The following is a 21,854-nucleotide window of genomic DNA, read 5'->3' on the forward strand; positions in this document are numbered from 1 at the left end:
CTATACATATTCCAAGTATTGGCAAACATTAATAACTTGATTTAGCTGATATTTTTGAAAGAGTTTATGTCTGCGTTGATAAATTAACACTCAACTAATGTTTTAACTCATTTATATAATAATAAATCGGCCATTGATGGGCTTTACCTTTATAGTTAAGTGCTTGCTTATAAGAGGTAACATCTATGCCTTTACTGTTTAATGGGGCTTTATTACTCCCAGGTACGCTGTCTTCAGTATCAAAGTAGGTTACACTGCTATCGGCACATTGACCGAAGTGTTTAATTCCGTAGTCCCAAAACAATCCCCCATAAACAGAAACTGGATCAAGATAAATACTCTCTATAGTGTAAGTAGTTTTCTTATGTGAATTTACCCTTAACTCCTCACAAATACCTAAATTAATAAATGCACCGCAGCTATGACCAATCACCCTTACTTTATTTATCACTGCGTTTGTCTTGATCTGTCGTGCAATTTCTCGACCAATACGTTCACCATTTACAGCACAAGTAAACGCATTGTTCGAATAACGATGCCAATCTATGGTCACTACATGAGCAGTAGGTAGCTTTTTTCGCCATAAGTCTGCAATCTCTTGTGCCCAAGTTTGATTGGTGTCTTTTAACCCATGTGCAACAACAATAAGTTGTTCTTTATTAAACAGCTCAAAATCAACCTCATAAGACTTAAGTGGCCAAAATATATAAATAAAGACCCCAATGCTAATGACAATAAAAGGAAATATTGGTAAGTAAACTAAAAAAAATGCCAGCCAAAAATACGGAGGATTTCTGTGCCAAGTATAAAACCTTTTTAATAACAGTTTAGTTTTCATAGCAAGGTAGCTCAATAAAAGTACTCATTCGGTCTCGTGGAAAAACAATAGAAAGCGCAAAAGGCTCATCAGATACATACAATGATTGGAGTTGCTCTTGCGCCAAAACCTCTTTACTATCCAAAGTAAAAAGAGTAGTCAGGCTATGCCGGGTTGCTTTGGTAAGCGCTTCTTTTAAGGTCCAAACTTGGTAGAAGTCTAGGTAAAGTTTGTTTGAATGCGCTAAAAACAACTTTTCTTTCGGATGGCAACAAATTTCAATCAAGGAATCTATATTCCTTTTATTATTGATTAACTCAATATCAACGCCGACATTGAGCGGTTTCTCCAAAGAAAAGATAACCGCAACACCGTTTTTTGAGTGACTTAATGCCCCCCACGCAATAGTGACTCCTTGATGCTCCATTGTAAGCCTAACACTTTGCTGTTCAAAATAGACATCAATTTCATCAGGGGAAACATTAATTACGCTCGAAATAACTTTCTTAATAAATCCTCGAGAGGATAAAAATTGACTTTTAGCCTTTTTAGAGTGCTTTAAACGGTATTGATTGAGCTCTTTTTCCAATAAAGCTTCTTCACCTATCGAGTAATCTATACTATTGCTGGTATATGAGTAAAAAACAGCTGAGGTATCTAACAAATTCCCATTCCAGATCATTTCATCAATTAATACTATCGCGTTATAATACACGGCAATGTTGATATTTACTTTACTTTTAAAGGACTAGAATGAAAAACCTCATCGTAATCGGCTTGTTAACTTTAGCGCTATTAGGCTGTAAAACGTCTCAAGCAATTTATAATGTGAAATCCACGTTACCGGTAAACACCGACTCCCCTGTATTAAAAAAAGCGATTCACAGTGCCTTAGCATACAAACGCTGGCGAGTGATTTCAGAATCAGAGTCTGAAATTGTCGCAGGTATAGATGTTCGTAACCATTACGCAGAGATCACTATTACTTTGCATGATGATCATTACAAAGTTAACTACAAAGATAGTCATAATTTGGATTACAAAGAACACAAAGCGAGCATTCATCGTAACTACAATAAGTGGATTAAATTACTTGTACAAGAAATAGATCGAAGTATTCAGTTGGCGAATTAATCAATTCAACCACTAATAAGCCATCTTAAATAATAGATGGCTTAGGGTCTGTTGATCTTTGTTTAAAATTTATGCTGAGCGATAAAATGACGGTAATCAAGGCTAAAGCGATGAAGTTTAGTGAGCTAAACGATGAGGTTTTAACGCAGAGTAGTGTCATTTTAGCCTCAGCCCCAAGACTCTAATAAAAGGGCAATGACTATTTTTAATACTAACGGCATTAGCATTCGTTCATTTGGAATAACCAAACTTCACTCACGCTGCTTTGCTACTATTAAAAATAGCCTGTTGCATAAAAAACAAACAAAGGTCAATAGACCCTAATTTAATGGCTTTACTTTTCATTCATTATAAAGCGCTTTCTTTACCATCTTCTGAGGTTGAGGTAACTGCTTGACGTTGTGCATTGGTTTTGTTTTGCCAAACAGGCATATATTCATTATATAAGCTCTTCATTTCATTAGCTTTGCTTTTATGCCAAGTAAATGCTTGCGGATTTGGTTGTGTATATTGACATTCATTTAGCCATTTCGCCAAGTTAGTGCCATTAATGTTAAAGTCTTCATGCTCTGGCTGAACTTTAAATAGTGTTAATGAAAATCGAGATTTCCACATACCAATTCGAGGTCTAATGATGCTGTAATAAACCTTGCCAGCTTCAACGTTTGCTTTCATAAAGTCAGCACTTTCACCAACAACCATAAACGTATGCTCTCCCGGTTCAACATACCTTATCATTTTTTCTTTCGGTCCAAGAATTCCTACCAAGGTGCTCTCGCCTTGCTCATTAACTTGAACCAATGACGAAGTCATTGCGCCATCAAAGCTAGACGCTCTGAGAAAAACTAGGGCCGCTTTGTCTTTCTGAATAACTTGATTAACCTGTGGTGCTGGTTGTGTATACTTTCCTGTTGCCGTAAACCCCAACATAAAAAGAACACAAAAAGCGGTTAAAATTTCGACACATTATTATTCATATTAATTCCTTACTCCAAATGATTTAAGTTTTTCCTTAAGTCCTGCTTACTTTTATTATTGCGCGATTGCCAATGCTCAAAAGAGTTCCTGATAATCGCTACCGTCCGATATGCCAATAAAACAAATTTATCGTTATCAAGTGACGTTGTTTACTTTTCTTTCTTGTCTGCAATAGGTTATTTAAAAATAAAAGCAACACCTATGCCCGCAGAAACATTATCTTTCTTCTCTATCAGTGGGCTAGATAGATTCTTAGCACCATGTAAACTTCGGTAGAGCATAAAGCCACCTACCCACCACTGGCCTTTTCGATAAACTAGACCACTAGAAAAACTGCTGTTTCCATACCCAGATTGCGCTTGATACGTTTGGCGAAATTCCTCTGCGTCGGTTTTATCTACGCCATAATAAAGTTGGTTATATTTTTGAGATGAGAACGAAAAAGTTAAGCGATTCTGCCATTTTATGCTTTCATCGCCATTCTCAAAAAGCGTTGAGCTGTGTATTGTTGACATTCCATATTGCCAACCGGCATCATCGAAATAACCAAAATCAGTATGGATTGCTTTTCGAATAAATATTTCAGAAAACAGTTTGTTTTCGCTACGTGGGTTTCCCGTGTAAAAATATTTTATTGCCGGTCCCAATTGAAAAGTCCAATCAATATCATCCATCCCTCGTCTAATAGTAACCTCTTCACTATCAACCGGTACTTGTGCAGATACTGAGAAATCTAGATAAACGTTATTCGACGTCCATAAATGACTTAAAAAACCGTCTCTATCAACCTGAATACGTTTATCACGATAATAAAAATAAGGTAGTGGAACGAGATAATTATGATTCTCTTTGGCGCCATTGTAATAAGGTATCGACAACGCGAAAACACCGAGCCCTGCTTCAAAAACCCTTTGATTTTTATTCTCCGCAGAGCTAACAAAGCTGATAAAAACCATTACTGCGATAAGAAGAGTTCTTCCATGAAATCCCATTCACCTTTACTCCCAACGCTTAAATATCAACGAGGTATTAATACCACCAAAAGCAAAATTATTCGTCATCACGTAGTCGGTATCTATCGCTCTACCATCATCTGCAAGGTAATCCAATGCAGCGCATTGGTTATCCACCACAGATAAATTTAACGTAGGTGCAAACCATTTATCTTTCATCATATTAATACTTGCCCACGCTTCAATGGCTCCACAAGCCCCTAATGTGTGCCCCAAGTAACTTTTCAATGAACTGATTGGAATTTTACCTAATACATTGGCTGTCGCATGACTTTCGGCAATATCACCGCGTTCGGTTGCGGTTCCATGAGCATTTACATAACCAATGCTATCGCTAGGTATCCCTGCGTCATCGAGGGCCAACTGAATTGCTTGTGCCATTGTCTCGCTAGTTGGCTGCGTCACGTGCATGCCATCTGCATTTGTGCCAAAACCGACAATTTCAGCAAGTATGGGAGCATTTCTATTCAGCGCATGTTCAAGCTCCTCTAAAACGAGTGTGCATGCTCCTTCACCTATGACTAAACCATCTCGAGCCTGGTCGAATGGTCGAGGTGTCGCTTTAGGCGTTTCATTTTTTACGCTGGTGGCAAATAACGTATCAAAAACTGCAGCACCTGTAACACAAAGCTCTTCGGCACCACCTGCAATCATTACTTTTTGTTGGCCATACTTAATTGCTTCATAAGCGTAACCTATGCCTTGAGAGCCTGATGTACACGCCGAACTGGTTGTAATTGTACGTCCTTTCAATTTGAAAAACACACCGACATTGACGGCGGTGGTGTGTGCCATCATTTGAATGTAACTCGTGGCGGTTACCCCTGTCATTTCACCATCTTTAATAAGTTGACCAAACGGGACAATTGGCGCTGTTGAACCGGTTGATGAACCATAGGCAATACCCGCAGAACCATTTGTTAACGCTGGAGAATCTAACAACTGAGCCTCACTTAAAGCACGTTCAGTTGCAACCGTAGCCATCAAAGACACTCTTCCCATCGATCTGACTTGTTGTCTTTTATAATGCTTGGGGCGTTCAAAATCAGTCACTGGCGCTGCCAAAGAAGTATTTAGTCCCTCTACATATCCCCATTGAGGCATATTAACGACAGCATTTTGTTTCTTTTTTAAAGCACCTTTAAACGTATCCCAATCTTGACCTAATGCAGTTATGGCAGACATTCCTGTGACAACGACGCGCTTCATTATACCAACCCACCATTAATAGAAATTACTTGACGGGTAATATAACCAGCCTCTTCTGACATTAAAAAGCTCACCGTTGCTGCAACCTCTTCTGGCTTACCCATTCGTTTCAATGGCACCATTTTAAGAATTTCATCAACAGGTAAATCATCAGTCATTTCAGTCTCAATTAGTCCTGGAGCAACGCAATTTACGGTAATTTTCCTTTTTGCCAGTTCTAATGCTAATGCTTTTGTTGCGCCAATTATTCCAGCCTTGGCTGCGCTATAGTTCACTTGACCTCGGTTACCAGCAATTCCCGACACTGAAGCCATAGTCACGATGCGCCCACCTTTTCGTGCTTGAACCATCGGCATAACTACCGGGTGAACCACATTATAAAAGCCTTCAAGGCCCGTTTTTATCACACTATCCCAGTCATCACCAGACATGGCTGGAAAGGCCATATCTCGTGTGATACCAGCATTACATACCACGCCATAGTAAACGCCGTTTTCATCTATATCCCTTTCAATTGCCGCTTTAGCACCTTCTCTATCGCATACATCAAATTGCAATACGGTTGCCTTAACCCCGATATCCGATATTTGCTTTGAAACCTCATCCGCCATTGCACGATTACCACGACAATGCACAGCGATATCAAATCCTTGATTGGCTAATTTAACGGCTATTGCACGTCCAATACCTCGGCTAGAGCCTGTTACTAAAATACGTTTATTCATTGTTGTTCCTTTAAAAACGCTAAAGGGTTATTTGGTTGAAATGCATTTACTTTTGCTTGAGCAATGATAAGGTCTTCATGATAAATAGCGCATTCAAAAACGGTTAACCCAGAATCTTCTTGATATAATTTTTCTACGCTAATTGAGTATGTATTACCTACATTGAAAACTGGTTGATGCACGGTATATTTGCGACTTCCTAATAAAAAGCCGATTTCAATTTGCTGATCATTTTCTAATGCCTTGGCTCCAGCATAAGCAGCAATAGATTGCGCCATATATTCGATGCCAATATAACTGGGCACCCCTTGAAGATTTGACTGAAAAAAAGCAGAGTTTTGTTCAATATCAACCTCGCATCTAGCACTGTTCGAGTCATGTTGCAGTAAACGCGAAATAAGAATCATTGGTTTGCGATGGGCAATAACTTGTTCAATGTCAAAGATTTTCACGATTGATTACCTAAAATAATGCTAATGTTATTGCCACCGAAGGCGAATGAATTTGACATAACATAATTTAACTTTTGATTTTCAGCACCTTGGCAAACCTGAATGTTAGCAAGTTTAGGATCAACCTTATAGTCACTTTTATTTACAGGTATTCTTTGCATGCTATTATAATCAGAAAGCAGCAGCCATAAAATCCCCGCCTCAATCGCGCCAGCAGCACCAAGTGTATGGCCGGTATAGCGCTTTGTAGAACTACATGGAACGCTATTACCAAATAATTTTTCTACTGCCTTAGTTTCCATTTCGTCATTCTTTGGCGTCGCCGTACCATGCAAGTTGAGATAGTTGATGTCAGTTAGCGACAATTGCGCTGACGCTATAGCCTGTTTCATCGCCGCTAACGCCCCCTCGCCTTCAGGATGCGGTGCAGATATATGATGAGCATCAGAGGTTTCCCCCGTACCACATAACTTAATTTTTGCTGGCGTCGACGACATAATAAACAATGCCGCCCCTTCGCCAATATTAATGCCATCTCGCTCTGAAGATAAAGGCTGACAATATTGTTGGGCTATTGATTCTAATGAATTAAAACCGTTATTCGGTAAATGGCTTAACGAATCAACACCGCCACAAATGACGATATCTGCCATATCTTGTTCAAGGAGCTTTTTCGCACTTGCCAGTGCTTTTGCACTTGAACTGCAGGCAGTAGAAATACTATAAACAGGCCCAGTAGCTTTCGTAATTTTCGCTAAAAATTCTGCTGGAGAGGACATTTCTTGAACGTGATAATCATAGCCTGTAGGCCAAGAACCATGTTGGTTGAAATAGGATCTCGCGATTTCACCTTCTTTGATTCCTGAAGTACTGGTTCCAATAACGATCGCTACACGAGCAGGTGGTATTTCAGCCGTCAAATGCAAAAAATGCTCTTTAATTTGACTAAAAGCAATCATTGCTAGTTGGTTATTTCGACTGTGAAAATGATGCTCATGCATTGATAAATCTGGCAAGGCATTAGCCGCTACGCAAGCCTGTCCACAGATAAACGTTTTATCAGAATCAATGGCTTGCTCCCAAGGTGAAAGGTACTCCCTCTCTGGATGTTCCAACAATGATTTAATCACCATTGATTTGCTATCCCCTAGTGAACAAACGATCCCAAGTTCATGTAAAAAACTCATTTATTGTTCAACCTTAGTCAATGTTAATTGGTAACCTCTAACAAGATGGTTAAACGTAATATTCTTTTCTAAATATTTTATCTCAACAACGAGCTCATCTTCTTTTAGTATTTGTCGGATCATGCCCTTCTCATTCTTATTCTCAACCACATCCGCGCCAACTAATTGCTGTTTAATTGCCTGCAATGGCTGATGGATCAACTGCATATCTAACAGAATATATTCTGGTGCGATATCAATAGGAAGATAACGTTTCGTACGAATATTCCCTCTACTGTCTTGTTCAAGCTCAAAGAGCGGTAGACCTTGTAGTGACAACGCAACCATTACCATGCGACCTTTTTTTACTTCTCTTCTTACTAATACTTGTCGAGAGCTTTCAGGCTGAGTAACCTCCAACAATACCGTATCCATCCCCCTTTCTGGCGGAGCTATCGTTGAGGATAATTGAAACCAAATACCTGGTGAAACACTCACAATATTCTTCTCGTTTGTCACAGAGCACCCGAGCAGAAAAAACAAAACGTAGGCAATTAATTGTTTTTGCATAATTCTACCAATACGTTTAATCTGCGTTCACTTTGTGCAACATAAGGGTTATCTCTATCCCAAGCATAGCCAGCTAGAATAGAACAGATCATCGCTTTTACATGCTCATCTTGCTCTTGAAAGAAAATAACGCCTTGAAAACGACCATCATACCAAGCCGAAACAAAAGTTCTAAAACAATCAACACCGAGTTTCAATGGTGTTGCATATTCCTGTGTTAAATCAACTGCCTCACCGGCAATTATTCTTTTAACTAGTGGAGCGATTAACGACGCGGATTTGAGTGCAATAGTAACACCAGAGGAAAAAACAGGATCTAAAAATTCGCCAGCGTTACCTAACAAGGCGAAGTTTTTTCCCGCTAAGCGAGAGACATTTGAAGAATAACCTTTGATCGCTCTGACATCTGTTTTTAACTGTGCATTGGCTAACAACGCTTTAAGGTTGGGTGCCTGTTCAATGTATGATAGAAGCACTTCTTGCTCTGTTTTCTCTTGATCAAAAGCCGACGGTTCACCAACGACACCAATACTCGCACTGCCATCAGCAAACGGAATAAGCCAATACCAAACATCTTGTCGCTCAGGGTGCACTGTGATCAAGATTTTATCGCGATCAAACTCTGCATCACAAATATTGTCATTAACATGAGCAAAATACGAATACCTCACAGGAAAGTCTGAAGGGGTCTCCAACTCTAATAAACGAGGTAATACCCTGCCAAAACCACTCGCATCAAGCAAAAACTTACAGCTAACTTCGTATAGCGCTTCTTGCTCGTCTTTAATTTGAATGACAGGGTTATCCAAGTCAACATTTGCATGAACTAGCGAGTGACCATAGCGAATTTCAGCACCTTGCGCTTCGGCACCATCCGCCAGCAATTTATCAAAATCCGCCCGCCTAACTTGATAGGTCGTACCCGGCCCAAGTGAAAACTTTTTGGTGAAGTCAAATGCCGTATGTTGATCGTTTTTGCAAAATGCTGCGCCATTTTTAAACTGAAATGCCAACGACTGTGCCTGAGAGTTTAACGATTCAAGTAAGTTAGCTTGCTTAAGAAACTCCATACATTGTGGTAATAAACTTTCGCCAATTGAAAAACGAGGAAAATACTCCTTTTCAACAATTAACACCTTAATACCTGATTTTAACAGTAGCGAGCCTGCAACTGCACCAGCAGGTCCTGCTCCAATAATAACAACATCAAACGTTTCTCTATGCATATGATTCCTTTGCCACTAAAGGCGCCATTAGAAAGGTCAATAGCAACCCTAAAGTCACCGTTAAGCCGAAATGAAAAATTGCAGGCGTTTGGCTAAATACCAACATCCCAAAAACAAAAAGTGAAGAAGCGCATGACAAACTAATTGCCAAAACATTTTCGCTTGCCAGTTGATGCTCACGATAAAAGATTAAATAATCAACGGCGAGTCCTAAAACTAGAATAGCGCTTAGTAAATTGAATATCGTTAATGTGCCTTGAATGAGAAATGAGATATACAAAGCGCAGTATAATGTCACCACTAAAATAGCCAGTGATTTAGCAGACATGCCCCAGCCAAATTTTAGCGTAAATACAACAAACACACTTATCACCGCCATCAATAGCCAGAGACTTAGTTGCGCTCGAAACTCACTTAATACCTCGGTTATTGACGATTGCTTATTGAACAAAACAACATTGTTTTTTTCCTTTATCATCAAAGACAAGTCGTTCTCACTTACCCCTGATACTTCTACAACCGAGATGTACTGTTGGTTAATTTCAGCAAAGCGATGAGATAAAAAAGCTTGTTTTATCTCTTCGGGAAAGTCTTCAAGCGTCAATGGGTTATTTATTGCTGTGGGATGATAATCTGGTACATAGCGATTAATTATCGAAAGATTTCCGTTTTCAAAAGCTTGTAGAAAACCTTGTTTATTAAACGTTTGCCTTGCGATTGATGGCAACCAATCGCTCAATTTACTCACTGTTGCACTTGCAAACGACTGCTTGATATTCGCTGCCAACGACTCTTCATTTTGCAAAAGCTGCTCGATGGAATTGGCCCAAACAAATAACCGGAGCTTGCCATTTTGTCCCAGTAATTGGTGGTGCAGTGTCTCATCTGCCATCAACTTTTTGGAGCTTGCGTTGAGTTGACTGACATTATCATCAAAGTTAAGTGAGTGACTAAAAGACAGAATCACTATCGTCAAAACAGCTGCCATAGACACTAAGCGATACCGGGTTAAAAACTTAACTAAAGTTGTCATATTTATCGTTTTAACAGGCAACTTGTCGACGGCTCTTTTAGAGAGGAATTGCTCTAACCACACACTGGCGATAAACGCCGCCATCAAGCCAAAAATGACAAATACCGCCACTTGCTTTAACACCACTAATGGCGTTACAAAAAACATAAAATAGCTTAATACCGTTGTGAAAAACGCAACAAAAAGCGTTCGAGTCACTTTTACCATTGAAGTTGAAAAATGATTACTCAAGACATGAATACAGTAATCGACGGCAATGCCAACCAAAGGTAGCGCTAAAACTATTGTTAGAACATGAACAGACTCAAAAAAATAAAATGTTGCAGCAATGCCCATGAATATCGCATTACCCACCGTCAATACAATCCAAATCACCGATTGCACACGTCTAAACGTAAGATAAACAATAAATAAGGTAAACAATAAACTAAGCGAACCGAAAACACTCATTTCCCACTGAGCATTCTGAGCATTCTCAGCGGTGTGCAACAACACACCTGAGATATGAGTGTTTACGTCTGGGTAGCGCGATGAAAGCTGCTGTAAATATTTGAATAACATTTGCTGAGTTTCAATGGCGTAATCGAGTTCATTACGCTCAGCAGGGTTATTTTTAACTTCTAAAAATAACACTATAAATTCAGTTTGATCATATTGTGCTAAAAAATAATCCTGCTTAACTGTCAGTGAAGTTTGCTTAGTGATCAAGGTCTCTACGTAATTTGATAAAGACAAACTAGGATCAATACCAAAGGTTTCAGAAATAAATGGATTGACCAATTGAGAAAGCTGTTGATTGAAAAACATTTGGTAGTCATTGGGCTTTTGAATAAGCGCTAAAAACTCTTGTGTTAATAGTGCGCCTTTATGCTTCGCATATAACGGGACAAGCTGAGTCAACATTGATTGACTTGGTTGTCTTATTTGCCAGTTTTGTTGCTTGGCAAACGTTAACATCTCTTGATAAGCGTCAACGTTGCTTTGCCCTTGAAAAGAAACAATAATTTGATCCGAAAAACGCTCAAACAGCTCAGCTTCCGCTTGAATGATAATTTCCGAGGACTGTGATTGCGGTAATGCTGATAAAATATTGGCATTAAGCTCGATGCCTTGACGCAACGAGAAAATTAGCATTATTCCGGCAACGATGAGCTGCAGCACTAAGCCCCAAGAGCGCACATTTCCCTTCATTAGTTAACCTGATGTGATCCGTTTTTTAGGTTAGGTGTAATGACAATATCAGTATAATTGCCGCTCTTTTCCATCATCCTTAACGTTAACTCTCCTTCTTGACTGCATAACGTTATTGAATCAGCAATACTCGCTATCGTTGCCTCTTTAGGTTCTAACTTGAGACAATTTGACGGTGCGACCTCGACAAAACGAAAAAATGTCGACAATGTATTCATATCGACTAACAAAAGTGCTTGAACGATAGTAACGAAGTGCCCAGCCACTGGCATCTGCGTTTTTAATCCCTGTGGATCTATTTGCCACAGCTTTTCGCCATCAAATACCACTTTATTCAACACTGGCGAAACAGTTTGCCATTCAAACTGATCGTTTACGTACTGGTATGTGCCGTTTGATAAAAACGGGGAAGAAAGTATGCGAAAAAACTTTTTTTGCCTAAATTTACCAGAAACCGCGTGGTTTTTAGGCAATGTTAAGTAACTCAGCGCTTGTTCGGCCGAGAGCTCTTTGGCTGATGCCTTGTTAAGCCCTATTGTGATCAGCAGAAACGCTACAAGCGCTTTAAAAGCTATTTGAGACATGCTGCAATTTTCTCTTTTAAGACTTTGGGGCTTTCAAACTGCATTTCGCGCGAGTCAATATCTACGGCGACCTGAATAGTATAAGCCTTAGTTAACTTCTTTCCCGATATCTTGTCACTGATAACATAATCTATCTTTAAACGTGACTCATATTCTTTAAGGTACGCATCAATACGGATAACTTGATTGAACACTGCCGAGTCAACATATTTCAAGCGCATATCGATGATAGGCCAAGCATAGCCCGAATCTCGCATTTCAAGATAATCATAATTAAATTTGCGCAGTAAGGCTCGACGCGCCTCTTCTAGGTAGCGAGCATAGTTACCATGCCAAACCACCTGCATAGGATCACAGTCTTGAAAAGGTACATCAACCTCTGCAAATGCACTCAGCAAGGCATTTTTATTATTCATAAAGAGACCATCGCTGTGTTTGTATATAATCAACCGTCTGCCTTAAAACAGATTCTAACGGTCTATCTTCAGACAAATCCTCAAAGTAATCACTGATGTCGTTATACATCTCAACTAATGAACCCGAGAGAGAATCTAGCGATACTTCATCTTTTGACAAACGAATGCGAATCGCCTGAACAGCCGCGAGTAACGTACTGGCTAACACTTGCTCTGTTAATTGTAAAACTCTAAGTCCATCACGCGCCGCAATAGTACCCATACTGACTTTATCTTGGTTATGGCACTCAGTAGAGCGAGAAAATACACTAGCTGGCATAGTTAATTTTAATGCTTCAGCTGTATAAGCTGAAGCACCAATCTGCACAGCTTTGAAACCATGATTAATAAAGTACCGTTCATCACAACTTGAAGATAGATTGGAAGGTAAACCATTGTTATAGCGAGTATCCACCAGTGATGCAATTTGCCGATCAGCTAAGTCTGCTAAATTAGCCACCGCAGTTTTCATACTATCCATTACCATGGCAATATGACCACCGTAGAAGTGCCCACCGTGCAGCACATGTTCACCAATCCCATCAATGATAGGATTGTCATTTGCTGAGTTTAATTCATTTTCAATCGTTAACTTATAAAACGGTAAGCTATCTTCCAAAACACCAATCACATGAGGTGCACAACGAATTGAATAACGATCTTGCAGACGATCAGCGTTTCTTGGGTGTTCGTGGTGATTTAAATCCATACGGATCCGACTCGCCACTTGCTGCTGACCAAGGTGCGGTTTAACTGAAAAAAGTATCTCATCAAAATGATGACTATTACCTTTTAATGCGATACTCGCCAGTGAAGTTATTCGTGTTGCCAATTTAGATAAATAACGAGCTCGGTCAAAAGCGATACACGATAATGCAGTCATTACCGCAGTACCATTCATGATAGCCAGGCCTTCTTTTGGTCGCAACGTAATCGGTTTCAAATCGAGCTTTTCCATGACTTGATTGCTATTAAGAATTTCTTCGTTGTAATAAACGTCGCGCTCGCCAACCAGCGCTCCTGCTACATAAGATAGTGGGGTTAAATCACCACTTGCCCCAACCGAGCCCTCTTGCGGGATAACAGGAATGATATTTTGATTAATAAACTCTTGAAGTAAGTTTAAAAGATCCCAACTCACCCCAGAGTATCCTTGCGATAAAGAAGCGAGTCGAGTTGCCAAAATAGCTTTCCCTTCTCGCTGGTCAAAATAACTGCCCAGACCACATCCATGAAAACGGGTTAAATGAAGTGGTAATTCCTTCACCAACCTTAAAGGGATCTCAGTGGTCACTGAGTCACCATAACCCGTTGTGACACCATAGATAACGCCATCTTCTTTTAACAATGAATCTAAAAAATCAACAGCGCTGTTTATACGTTCAACAAACCCTGAATGATTGCTTAATTCAACCGAAATATTCTTTGTTGCGATGGCAACAATATCTTCAATCGTCAGCTTTCCCTGACCAAATACAACTGAACTCATGCTTACCTAAACTTTATCAATTCGACGAACCATTTCGTCATCTTTTTGCCAAAAGTTAAAAAAGTTAAACCATTGGAATGGATATTTCAGCGCATAGTACTCTAAACGTTGAGCATATGCGGTGATCAATTTTTTAATGCCTTGTTCGCGTTCAGGTCGCTTAAAACGAATTTGCTCGGCGACTTTCTCAAAGACCAAGTGAAAACCTTGCTTTTCTTTAAAACAAAACAACCAAAACACGGGACAATCTAATAAACTGGCTAAAATAAACGGACCTTGCGAAAACGGTGCTTTTTGGCCAAGAAATGGCACATATTCAACGCGACCAGCTTGTGTAATACTGGTTCGATCACCCACGATGACCAACATTTCACCTTGATCTATCTTATCTTTTAAGGTCATTGCTAACGCTGGCGATATATCTGTCACTTGAATAAGGTTCACCGAAACGTCATCGCTAATACTTTGTAAGATTTCATTGAACTTGGCCGCATTCGCGGTAAAAACCAAAACGTTGATAACAGTATTATACTTTCCATAGCTAAGCGCCCGACAAACCTCTAAATTTCCCAAATGGGAGCCGATAAAAATAGCGCCTTGCTTTTTCTCAACAAGCTCAGCAAATGCTTGATAGTTATCATAGCTAATTTGTTGAGGCGTAATTTTCCCTAACCAAGCATCCAACTTATCAAAAGCTGAATCTGCAAAAGAACAAAAATGCTTTAACGTTACCCAAGTATTAGCTTTCGGGACGTTTGCACTGCGCTGATGAGCCAAGTTAAAAAACATTCTTGATGACCGCCGGGCATCTTTTCCGGTCAGAAATAAACAGAGAACGACAGGAAATAAAACCAACCAAAGTAAACGACGTCCTAAAATGCGATAGCTTGCCAATAGAAATTTTAAACCAAAGCGAAAACCACGTTCTTGCTTATCAGACCAATGCGTTGCGCTATTGTGCATACCTCACCCTTCTAAACAGCAAATTTGGCAACCTAATCAACATACCAAAGCATAGTTTCGTATGCATCCAAGAGATCCGAAGGTTATCTTCCAAGGCACGAAAATGTGAAGTCCCCTGTTCAGGATAAATCACTTTTGTTTCGACGAAATGGCTTTGAACTCCGCGCCAATATAATCTCACCAGGATTTCAATATCAAAATCCATCCGCTTACCTAAGTTAACTTCGTTAATTAACTTAACGGTAGTTGCCAATGGATAAACACGATAACCGCACATGGTATCAATCAATGACAACGACAAGGTTTCAACAACCACCCAAAAATGAGTGATGTAGCGCGCCCAATATCGATGCTTAGGGATCGACTCATCGTAAACAGGCTTTCCACTGATCACCGCATCTGGATACTGTTTAGACGCAGATATTAACCTAGGAAGGTCAGATAAATCATGTTGCCCGTCAGCATCTATTTGTAAGGCATAATCAAAACCATGCTCATAAGCATATTTAAGGCCCGTTTGCACAGCCCCGCCCTTACCTTGGTTTTCCTCATGATGTAACAAGGTGAGCTCAGAAAACATCTGTGCTAATGCGTTTAGCTGCGTTTTAACCTCTGCCTTGCTACCATCATTGACCATAATAATTGGTAGACCATATGGCTCTAAGCTTTTCAACAATTGTCGAATAAAGACCACGTGATTATAATTGGGAATGATAATACAGTACTTCAAACGCTATTCCTCTAGAACAATACGGCCAGAGGAGTGAACTCCTTTATTTGATGAGTAGCTAAAAGTAAACTTATGAGGGCTTTTTTGACTAAGTGACAAAGTCACTTCACTGTTAGGTGCAATAACGACTTGAAACTTTAGCACCTCGACATTTTTTACTGATGAAGAAGCCAAAATGAAATGCTGCTTTGCATAATGAATAGCCCAATCAAGCTGGACCACCCCAGGTAAGATTGCTGCTTGAGGAAAATGCCCTTCAAAATATTCAATATTTTCCCCAATAAATAAGCGTAAAGAAACTTCGTCTTTTTGCGATAAAATTTCAATCACATCAGGTAAACTAGACAAACAACTTCTCCAATTCTACGAGTGGCAACTTGCCTTGTGAGTCATAAGGTAATACCTCAACAAAGCGCCATTTTTTCGGCAAAGTCACTAACTCAAAATATTGCGCTAAATGCGCTTTTAACTGCCTAACAAGGTATCGATTACCTTCAGTTGTTAGATTGCGTTGTCCATCTTTCGTCAGTTGAACAACAGCTCCTAGGACGGTTCTTTTATTACCTATTGCAAGTAACTTTACCTGTTTTATCCATTGATGCTGCTGACAAACCGTTTCCATATGAGAAAGGTTAACGCGTTTCTCTTCCAATTTGATCGTTCTGTCAATTCGTCCCATTAACGTCAGCTTTCCGCACGCTACCGTACCAACATCATCTAACAGTAACTGAGGCTGACTGATAAATGGCGACGTCAATAGTAAACGACCTGACGCTTCGTCAGTTATACAGGATACACCTTCAAAGAAACTCCATTGCAGATCGTTAGCACGCACTTGTTGGCGATATGCTATGCCACCAGTTTCAGTACTTCCATAAACTTGGGTAACGGGGATATTGAACTGTTGAAATAATGTAATAGCATCCTGATCGTCAAGTTTACCACCTGAGCTAAAGACATAAACTAATTTATCTCGCTGGTGTTCGATTACGTTATCCTGAGTTAATCGACTTAAAAAAGCAGGACTCGAAATCAAGACAAAGTTTGAGCCGTTAGCCAATTCAGCGCTTAATTGTTCTGGGTATTCGATAGTCTCGTAAATAGTGCAACCAAGCTTCAGTGGTAACATAGTTCGAAACAGTAAGCCATAGATATGTTGATGCGAAACTGTTGCGATGAAATTGATTTGTCCTTCAAAGCGAAATGTTTTAACGAGCACTTCAAGTTCGGCAGTAATTTCCGTCCATGATTTAATGATGGCCTTTGATTTCCCTGACGAACCCGATGTAAAAAAGACCAGCACCCCTTCTGAAGGCCAGCCAGTTTGTGTTAACGGACTATTGCCAATAGGCACTTTTTCCAGTGACACCTTGCCGTCGATATCAATATCTCCAGCAAAATAATCTAGTCCACCTTTAAGCTCTTGCAAAGTACCTGGCAAATTATTGGGAGGTAGGACAACCGTATGCCCTTCATTTCCAAGCGCGATTAAACGAACTAAAAAGCGATAAATATTACGGTCAAATAGCAACACCTTCTCTGGAGCACCAGACGGTAGTGCGTTTCGAACTTTACGGCGAAAGTTCTCTACGTCAGATAAAAACGTTTGTCGGTCAAAACTACCCGTTTTCGTAATGACATTAAAACTTGGAAGGATAAAATCACTCATGCGCGTTATTTTTTTTTACATATTGCCTAACAATAAACTCAACCGTGAAAATAATGGCCATAAGAACATAGGCAATGAGTCCGTTGTATAGCGTCCATTGCTCTTTTGTTAGATACAGTGCTGTATAGACTGACGTTAACCCATTAAACACAAAAAATAGACACCAGATTTTGGTGACGTTCTCGGTGTATCGAATCGCTTTTGCAGTTAAATCTTTCTCTCGAATTCTGGCAAATGTCTCAATAATGCAAGGTTTATTTATTAACGAATAGCCAAATGTGATGAGCATTGCTAAATTCACCATTGCTGGATAAAACAACATCCACAAATCACTGTTAAAAAATAATGATAGAGCCAGCACACTTACACCAAACCTTGACGCGATTGGTATCCATGGCATGTTATCGAACATACGTTTAGACAGCGCCAAACGACTAACTACAACCAATATTAAAACAACACTTAAACTACGAATATCGAGATATTTTAACCCCAAATAAACAACAAATGGGTATGCCAATAACAACATACCCACGAGCAAATTAAGCAGCAGCTTTACGCGGTTAATAACAAACTCTCTAACTCATCCAGAACGTCGTTAACGGTTCTTACACGTCTAAACGCATCAGGATTGATTTTTTTACCCGTAATTTGACTCAATTTAACAACTAAATCGACCGCATCGATGCTATCTAGCTCTAATTGTTCATACAAATGACTATCCGGTGTGATATCAGCAGCCTCTAATTCGAAATCTTCCACTAAAATTTCAGTTAATGTTGATAACATCTCTTCTCTAGACTTCATCTTTCTTCCCACTACCCTTTTACACTGTCAATAAATGCACAGATACTGTTTACAGAAGCAAAATGTTTTTTAGTTTCTTCTGAGTTAGCATCAAGCTTTACGCCAAAACGCTTCTTAATCGCTAAGCCAAGCTCAAGGGCATCAATACTATCTAATCCTAAACCATCGACAAACAATGGTGCATCACTATCGATATCTTCAACAGAGATATCTTCTAAATCTAATGTTTCTATTATTAACGATTTTATATCGAGCACTAAACTACTCATACTCTCTAAGTTCCTTCATAAAATGCTGCTCTAATGCAGATGTGAATTGACGGCTTTTCTTACTCAATACAGTATCATCCGACGCTTGTATCGTTGGATGTTTGTCCGAAACTTTTAAGCTAAACAAAAAGCGTTTATCGGGGATATGATACCACTTTTCAGCTTTTGTTAACGTAGTAGGAGTAACTTTTATCAATACAGATAAAATTGGTGCCTTGCAGCGCAATGCTATATTCGCTGCACCTCGTTGAAATTTTATTTGCTTACCTGGGGTCGTGCGAGTCCCTTCTGGAAATATGATCAAATTGTTTCCAGCCTTTAATGACTTATCACAATCATCTATTACGGCATCGGCACTGAGATTACTGATATATCCGGTACTTTTTAAAATACCCTTCATAAAGGGGTTTTTAAACAAATCTCCTTTGACGACACAATCGGCATTCGGAACAATTGAGATCAAAACAACGACATCAATCAAAGATGGATGATTGGCCATTATAATGTTTCCTGATAGTGATTTAAGCGCTTGCTCGTTTTCTATTTGAAAGCGGGCAACGCCAGTATATCTTAGTAAACCAACAAAAAACTTAAACAAATAATGAACTAACTTCCGTGCTTTTTGCTTACGAAGCTCTTCTTGGGGATAAATAAGTAACTGTAGCGGGCATATCGTTATAGACACCAACACCCCACCAAGACCGAAAACGGTAAAACACACGCCGGTCATTGCTAATCGCCAAAGAAAATTTACACGTTCCATCATAGTCTTTTCACGTACCAGTTATTGCGTTTTCCTTCAAGTTCAAGAGTCGGCAAACAGTCTTTGATAAAGTCAATAAACGCGATACCTTGAGGCGAGGTCTTTTTATCTGCCATATCTGCAGTACTTTGGGACGCTAGTTGCTCAATGGATAAGAATACTTCAGACCTTCGTGTTTTTGATAACGTAAAGGCGATGCAATGATCAATTTGTTTTTCATCTTGAAACGACAGATATTCTTCTGGCAATGCTTGATCACAATGTACGAATAATATTTTGTCATTACTCGAATCATCCAATCTGATATAGGCGTCTATTAAACCGCTAACAAAGGTGTCTTTTCCTGCAGAAATAGTGTTTGAAGCTGATTGATTTCCAGTAAGAATGCTTAATAAACCTGCACTTGCATTGTGAACCGACATGCTAAAAGCGGTTGGAGATAAGCTATCATTGTTTGCCAAACTATCAAGTAAACCAGCGGTTTTATGTAGATCTCCATGACGAGAGGCAAAGACTACGGGCAAGCCTTTTTGTCCATCTGACGCTTGATAAGCACAATGTAGCGCCATTTGCGTGAACATACTTAGTCTCCTGCGTTGCATCGCAGGTACCCAGTCAAGCTTAGGAATCTGTGCTTTGTCGAACCGATGAACTTGTTTTATCGGGCAATTTCGTTCTATTGCACTTAAAACGCTCACATTATCTATATAAAACCGCATTTTGTTTCTAAATTACCTAAGCGCCCGAAATAAAACTGGAGAATCCATGAAAAAAGAAAGGAATTATATCGATTTTGTTAAGTTAATCAATTGTTACAACTACTGAAATTGCTAAACCTAAGAATTTTATACAATTAAACAAATTTGAAAATATACCGAGAATAAAGGCGCTAATAGAAAAAAAACAAGACGCTAATCACTACAAAACCAAACATTAGTCCGATTAAACATCAAATAGCCGTCCATATCCCTCTAGCAAGTAATTGATCATCACCGTAAACTCGCCCTTCGAACTCATCTCCTGCCATGACTTCTCCAACCCCTTTAGGCGTTCCGGTCATGACCACATCTCCGTCTTCAAGCGTCATAAACTGTTGGAGTTCTTGCAAAATATCGTTAGGTTTATACATCATTAATGAAACGCCACCTCGCTGCACAAGCTGACTATCAATCATCAATTCCAAGGTAAACGAGTCATCAATGGCATCTATTGGGGTAAATTCACTAAACACCGCCGAGCCATCAAAGGCTTTTGCGCGCTCCCAAGGCAAACGTTTTTCTTTCAGTTGGCTTTGTAATGCTCTTTTAGTTAAATCTAGCCCAAAGCCTACGGCACTGAATTTTCCGTTTTGATAAACAAAACAAAGCTCACCTTCATAATGTAACGTTTCTTGATGAAACGCTTGCAATTGCTTTGAAATACTCGAATTTGGTTTAATAAACACCACCATATCAGTCGGTATTTCATTACCTAGCTCATGGACATGATCAACATAGTTGCGACCAATACAGATAACTTTTGATGGGATGATCTCTTGATCATCAACAATTATTGCGTTTGGCATTGAGGATATACTCGTTTATTAATAATAGCTTAGTTGTAGCCAATCTAAGTCTAGCACAGTGTTAGCGGTTACTCTATCGAGCCTACGTGGTGCAATTAACTAAAGCGCATCTCTTGTTGATACCCTGGCGCTATAGCTAAATTTTCAGCGCCATACAGTGACTGCCTGTTTTGCAGCCAAAGTTGATACTCACCGCCCACTAACGCAGCATTTTCAGTACAATCAACATTCCAACGACGTAACAAGTAGCCAACCAATGCCGCACGGACATTGATCTGCAACACACCTTTTTCCATACCATAATCTAAGGCGATTGCTTGTGGGTAAGCAACATTGTTTGGATGAGGTACGATACTTAAGTCCATATGACGTTGCCATTGATTATCTTCAATAACCTTTTCATATTCAGCAACAGGACTTTCTAACAAGGTTACTTTTGATATGCGCGTGATAACAAAATCTCGAAAGGCATTCGTTTTCCTATCAAAGGCGCGAACGTGCCAGCGTAAGCCATTATCCACGATAGTATGAGGAACGATCTCGCGCGCTTTAGAACCTGATGACAATGATGTATAAATGATGGAAATTGCTTTTTTATTTAGTATCGCTTGAACAAGTTTTGCAACAATATGGATATCAGGAACGTTTAGCTGTAATGGTGCATTTACCGGAAAAGCAACTTCTAACACCCCATCAAAACCGTCCGAGATATTATTGGCTAACTTTGCCAAAGTTTTACGCGGGTCGTAATTAAATACGGGGATAAATTTTTTGGTTTGGCGATAACTTTTACTGTTGTTGTCAAATACCGCATTATCTGGCGCAAGTTCACGGTAAAGGGTAATATCGCGAGTTGCATTCGCCATCCCCATTTCAAACTTATCGGTTAAATCTTTACGGCTAAATTGCCCTTTAAACATCAGCAAAAAGTCAATAAATGCTAATCGTTGCTTCTGCGCAAACGGTTTTTCATTCAATAACGAATATTGAGTTGTCATTAAGTCCATAGCTTTCATATTATTGTTGTTTTAGGTTAAGTTATCATCA

The 21,854-nt window shown here is 39.5% G+C and carries 26 protein-coding genes; 1 reads left to right on the top strand and 25 read right to left on the bottom strand.

Going from position 1 to position 21,854, the window contains the following annotated elements:
* Positions 1-94 precede the first annotated feature (94 nt).
* On the bottom strand, positions 95-838 hold the full coding sequence (locus tag ACSLUH_RS01960; protein ID WP_448564055.1) for an alpha/beta hydrolase: 744 nt from the start codon (positions 836-838) through the stop codon (positions 95-97).
* Complete coding sequence (locus ACSLUH_RS01965) at positions 828-1,499, bottom strand: 4'-phosphopantetheinyl transferase family protein (protein ID WP_448564057.1); 672 nt, start codon at positions 1,497-1,499, stop codon at positions 828-830. Before ACSLUH_RS01965 ends, ACSLUH_RS01960 begins: the two co-directional genes overlap by 11 nt.
* Before the next feature lie 71 nt (positions 1,500-1,570).
* Between ACSLUH_RS01965 and apeA the strand changes: the two genes are divergently transcribed.
* On the top strand, positions 1,571-1,951 hold the full coding sequence (gene apeA / locus ACSLUH_RS01970; RefSeq protein WP_448564059.1) for an ApeA family protein: 381 nt from the start codon (positions 1,571-1,573) through the stop codon (positions 1,949-1,951).
* Between the two features lie 348 nt (positions 1,952-2,299).
* On the opposite strand, the gene ACSLUH_RS01975 is transcribed toward apeA, so the two are convergent.
* The 23 genes from ACSLUH_RS01975 to ACSLUH_RS02085 all read right to left on the bottom strand — a co-directional run bounded on the left by ACSLUH_RS01975 (position 2,300) and on the right by ACSLUH_RS02085 (position 21,805).
* Positions 2,300-2,881: a hypothetical protein gene (locus ACSLUH_RS01975; protein WP_448564061.1), complete on the bottom strand. Its 582-nt coding sequence runs from the start codon at positions 2,879-2,881 to the stop codon at positions 2,300-2,302.
* 224 nt (positions 2,882-3,105) lie between these two features.
* Positions 3,106-3,921, bottom strand: coding sequence for a MipA/OmpV family protein (locus tag ACSLUH_RS01980; protein WP_448564063.1), 816 nt, complete (start codon positions 3,919-3,921; stop codon positions 3,106-3,108).
* A gap of 6 nt (positions 3,922-3,927) precedes the next feature.
* Positions 3,928-5,151, bottom strand: a complete 1,224-nt coding sequence (locus tag ACSLUH_RS01985; protein ID WP_448564065.1) for a beta-ketoacyl-ACP synthase — start codon at positions 5,149-5,151, stop codon at positions 3,928-3,930.
* Positions 5,151-5,876 carry a 3-oxoacyl-ACP reductase FabG gene (fabG, locus tag ACSLUH_RS01990; RefSeq protein ID WP_448564067.1) on the bottom strand — a complete coding sequence of 242 codons (726 nt, stop codon included), beginning with the start codon at positions 5,874-5,876 and terminating at the stop codon, positions 5,151-5,153. The genes ACSLUH_RS01985 and fabG overlap by 1 nt, the downstream gene beginning before the upstream one ends.
* The gene (locus ACSLUH_RS01995) at positions 5,873-6,328 is read right to left on the bottom strand and encodes a hotdog family protein (protein WP_448564069.1); all 456 of its coding nucleotides are present in this window, start codon (positions 6,326-6,328) and stop codon (positions 5,873-5,875) included. The genes fabG and ACSLUH_RS01995 overlap by 4 nt, the downstream gene beginning before the upstream one ends.
* A complete protein-coding gene (locus tag ACSLUH_RS02000) occupies positions 6,325-7,515 on the bottom strand; it encodes a beta-ketoacyl-ACP synthase (RefSeq protein WP_448564071.1) in 1,191 nt (396 codons plus the stop codon). Before ACSLUH_RS02000 ends, ACSLUH_RS01995 begins: the two co-directional genes overlap by 4 nt.
* Positions 7,516-8,064, bottom strand: a complete 549-nt coding sequence (gene apeN / locus ACSLUH_RS02005) for an ApeN family LolB-like membrane protein (RefSeq protein ID WP_448564073.1) — start codon at positions 8,062-8,064, stop codon at positions 7,516-7,518.
* Positions 8,049-9,290 carry an NAD(P)/FAD-dependent oxidoreductase gene (locus ACSLUH_RS02010; protein WP_448564075.1) on the bottom strand — a complete coding sequence of 414 codons (1,242 nt, stop codon included), beginning with the start codon at positions 9,288-9,290 and terminating at the stop codon, positions 8,049-8,051. The genes apeN and ACSLUH_RS02010 overlap by 16 nt, the downstream gene beginning before the upstream one ends.
* Positions 9,283-11,514: an MMPL family transporter gene (locus ACSLUH_RS02015; RefSeq protein ID WP_448564077.1), complete on the bottom strand. Its 2,232-nt coding sequence runs from the start codon at positions 11,512-11,514 to the stop codon at positions 9,283-9,285. The genes ACSLUH_RS02010 and ACSLUH_RS02015 overlap by 8 nt, the downstream gene beginning before the upstream one ends.
* Positions 11,514-12,098 (bottom strand): outer membrane lipoprotein carrier protein LolA, encoded by a 585-nt coding sequence (locus ACSLUH_RS02020; protein WP_448564079.1) that lies wholly within the window; start codon positions 12,096-12,098, stop codon positions 11,514-11,516. Before ACSLUH_RS02020 ends, ACSLUH_RS02015 begins: the two co-directional genes overlap by 1 nt.
* Positions 12,086-12,514, bottom strand: a complete 429-nt coding sequence (locus ACSLUH_RS02025) for an acyl-CoA thioesterase (protein ID WP_448564081.1) — start codon at positions 12,512-12,514, stop codon at positions 12,086-12,088. The genes ACSLUH_RS02020 and ACSLUH_RS02025 overlap by 13 nt, the downstream gene beginning before the upstream one ends.
* Positions 12,507-14,042 (bottom strand): HAL/PAL/TAL family ammonia-lyase, encoded by a 1,536-nt coding sequence (locus tag ACSLUH_RS02030; protein WP_448564083.1) that lies wholly within the window; start codon positions 14,040-14,042, stop codon positions 12,507-12,509. Before ACSLUH_RS02030 ends, ACSLUH_RS02025 begins: the two co-directional genes overlap by 8 nt.
* A 6-nt stretch (positions 14,043-14,048) precedes the next feature.
* Positions 14,049-15,005 carry a lysophospholipid acyltransferase family protein gene (locus ACSLUH_RS02035; protein ID WP_448564085.1) on the bottom strand — a complete coding sequence of 319 codons (957 nt, stop codon included), beginning with the start codon at positions 15,003-15,005 and terminating at the stop codon, positions 14,049-14,051.
* Positions 14,995-15,735, bottom strand: coding sequence for a glycosyltransferase family 2 protein (locus tag ACSLUH_RS02040; RefSeq protein ID WP_448564087.1), 741 nt, complete (start codon positions 15,733-15,735; stop codon positions 14,995-14,997). Before ACSLUH_RS02040 ends, ACSLUH_RS02035 begins: the two co-directional genes overlap by 11 nt.
* A 3-nt stretch (positions 15,736-15,738) precedes the next feature.
* A complete protein-coding gene (locus tag ACSLUH_RS02045; RefSeq protein ID WP_448564089.1) occupies positions 15,739-16,083 on the bottom strand; it encodes an ApeI family dehydratase in 345 nt (114 codons plus the stop codon).
* Positions 16,076-17,404, bottom strand: a complete 1,329-nt coding sequence (locus tag ACSLUH_RS02050) for an AMP-binding protein (RefSeq protein WP_448564091.1) — start codon at positions 17,402-17,404, stop codon at positions 16,076-16,078. The genes ACSLUH_RS02045 and ACSLUH_RS02050 overlap by 8 nt, the downstream gene beginning before the upstream one ends.
* Positions 17,397-17,924 (bottom strand): COG4648 family protein, encoded by a 528-nt coding sequence (locus ACSLUH_RS02055; RefSeq protein WP_448564093.1) that lies wholly within the window; start codon positions 17,922-17,924, stop codon positions 17,397-17,399. Before ACSLUH_RS02055 ends, ACSLUH_RS02050 begins: the two co-directional genes overlap by 8 nt.
* 35 nt (positions 17,925-17,959) lie before the next feature.
* A complete protein-coding gene (locus ACSLUH_RS02060) occupies positions 17,960-18,211 on the bottom strand; it encodes an acyl carrier protein (protein WP_448564095.1) in 252 nt (83 codons plus the stop codon).
* An 11-nt stretch (positions 18,212-18,222) separates the two neighbouring features.
* A complete protein-coding gene (gene apeE / locus ACSLUH_RS02065; protein ID WP_448564097.1) occupies positions 18,223-18,480 on the bottom strand; it encodes an ApeE family acyl carrier protein in 258 nt (85 codons plus the stop codon).
* Positions 18,473-19,246 carry a lysophospholipid acyltransferase family protein gene (locus ACSLUH_RS02070; RefSeq protein ID WP_448564099.1) on the bottom strand — a complete coding sequence of 258 codons (774 nt, stop codon included), beginning with the start codon at positions 19,244-19,246 and terminating at the stop codon, positions 18,473-18,475. Before ACSLUH_RS02070 ends, apeE begins: the two co-directional genes overlap by 8 nt.
* Positions 19,243-19,962 (bottom strand): beta-ketoacyl synthase chain length factor, encoded by a 720-nt coding sequence (locus tag ACSLUH_RS02075; protein WP_448564101.1) that lies wholly within the window; start codon positions 19,960-19,962, stop codon positions 19,243-19,245. Before ACSLUH_RS02075 ends, ACSLUH_RS02070 begins: the two co-directional genes overlap by 4 nt.
* Before the next feature lie 230 nt (positions 19,963-20,192).
* Positions 20,193-20,807 carry a fumarylacetoacetate hydrolase family protein gene (locus ACSLUH_RS02080; RefSeq protein ID WP_448564103.1) on the bottom strand — a complete coding sequence of 205 codons (615 nt, stop codon included), beginning with the start codon at positions 20,805-20,807 and terminating at the stop codon, positions 20,193-20,195.
* A gap of 95 nt (positions 20,808-20,902) precedes the next feature.
* The gene (locus ACSLUH_RS02085) at positions 20,903-21,805 is read right to left on the bottom strand and encodes a WYL domain-containing protein (protein ID WP_448564105.1); all 903 of its coding nucleotides are present in this window, start codon (positions 21,803-21,805) and stop codon (positions 20,903-20,905) included.
* Positions 21,806-21,854: the final 49 nt, after the last annotated feature.

The organism is Thalassotalea ganghwensis (assembly GCF_053485795.1).

Excerpts from the sequence above, each read along its gene's own strand:
- ACSLUH_RS01960 (WP_448564055.1), bottom strand. The coding sequence starts at position 838 with ATGAAAACTAAACTGTTATTAAAAAGGTTTTATACTTGGCACAGAAAT.
- ACSLUH_RS01965 (WP_448564057.1), bottom strand. The coding sequence starts at position 1,499 with ATGATCTGGAATGGGAATTTGTTAGATACCTCAGCTGTTTTTTACTCA.
- apeA (WP_448564059.1), top strand. The coding sequence starts at position 1,571 with ATGAAAAACCTCATCGTAATCGGCTTGTTAACTTTAGCGCTATTAGGC.
- ACSLUH_RS01975 (WP_448564061.1), bottom strand. The coding sequence starts at position 2,881 with ATGTTGGGGTTTACGGCAACAGGAAAGTATACACAACCAGCACCACAG.
- ACSLUH_RS01980 (WP_448564063.1), bottom strand. The coding sequence starts at position 3,921 with ATGGGATTTCATGGAAGAACTCTTCTTATCGCAGTAATGGTTTTTATC.
- ACSLUH_RS01985 (WP_448564065.1), bottom strand. The coding sequence starts at position 5,151 with ATGAAGCGCGTCGTTGTCACAGGAATGTCTGCCATAACTGCATTAGGT.
- fabG (WP_448564067.1), bottom strand. The coding sequence starts at position 5,876 with ATGAATAAACGTATTTTAGTAACAGGCTCTAGCCGAGGTATTGGACGT.
- ACSLUH_RS02000 (WP_448564071.1), bottom strand. The coding sequence starts at position 7,515 with ATGAGTTTTTTACATGAACTTGGGATCGTTTGTTCACTAGGGGATAGC.
- apeN (WP_448564073.1), bottom strand. The coding sequence starts at position 8,064 with ATGCAAAAACAATTAATTGCCTACGTTTTGTTTTTTCTGCTCGGGTGC.
- ACSLUH_RS02010 (WP_448564075.1), bottom strand. The coding sequence starts at position 9,290 with ATGCATAGAGAAACGTTTGATGTTGTTATTATTGGAGCAGGACCTGCT.
- ACSLUH_RS02015 (WP_448564077.1), bottom strand. The coding sequence starts at position 11,514 with ATGAAGGGAAATGTGCGCTCTTGGGGCTTAGTGCTGCAGCTCATCGTT.
- ACSLUH_RS02020 (WP_448564079.1), bottom strand. The coding sequence starts at position 12,098 with ATGTCTCAAATAGCTTTTAAAGCGCTTGTAGCGTTTCTGCTGATCACA.
- ACSLUH_RS02025 (WP_448564081.1), bottom strand. The coding sequence starts at position 12,514 with ATGAATAATAAAAATGCCTTGCTGAGTGCATTTGCAGAGGTTGATGTA.
- ACSLUH_RS02030 (WP_448564083.1), bottom strand. The coding sequence starts at position 14,042 with ATGAGTTCAGTTGTATTTGGTCAGGGAAAGCTGACGATTGAAGATATT.
- ACSLUH_RS02035 (WP_448564085.1), bottom strand. The coding sequence starts at position 15,005 with ATGCACAATAGCGCAACGCATTGGTCTGATAAGCAAGAACGTGGTTTT.
- ACSLUH_RS02050 (WP_448564091.1), bottom strand. The coding sequence starts at position 17,404 with ATGAGTGATTTTATCCTTCCAAGTTTTAATGTCATTACGAAAACGGGT.
- ACSLUH_RS02060 (WP_448564095.1), bottom strand. The coding sequence starts at position 18,211 with ATGAAGTCTAGAGAAGAGATGTTATCAACATTAACTGAAATTTTAGTG.
- apeE (WP_448564097.1), bottom strand. The coding sequence starts at position 18,480 with ATGAGTAGTTTAGTGCTCGATATAAAATCGTTAATAATAGAAACATTA.
- ACSLUH_RS02070 (WP_448564099.1), bottom strand. The coding sequence starts at position 19,246 with ATGATGGAACGTGTAAATTTTCTTTGGCGATTAGCAATGACCGGCGTG.
- ACSLUH_RS02075 (WP_448564101.1), bottom strand. The coding sequence starts at position 19,962 with ATGCGGTTTTATATAGATAATGTGAGCGTTTTAAGTGCAATAGAACGA.
- ACSLUH_RS02080 (WP_448564103.1), bottom strand. The coding sequence starts at position 20,807 with ATGCCAAACGCAATAATTGTTGATGATCAAGAGATCATCCCATCAAAA.
- ACSLUH_RS02085 (WP_448564105.1), bottom strand. The coding sequence starts at position 21,805 with ATGACAACTCAATATTCGTTATTGAATGAAAAACCGTTTGCGCAGAAG.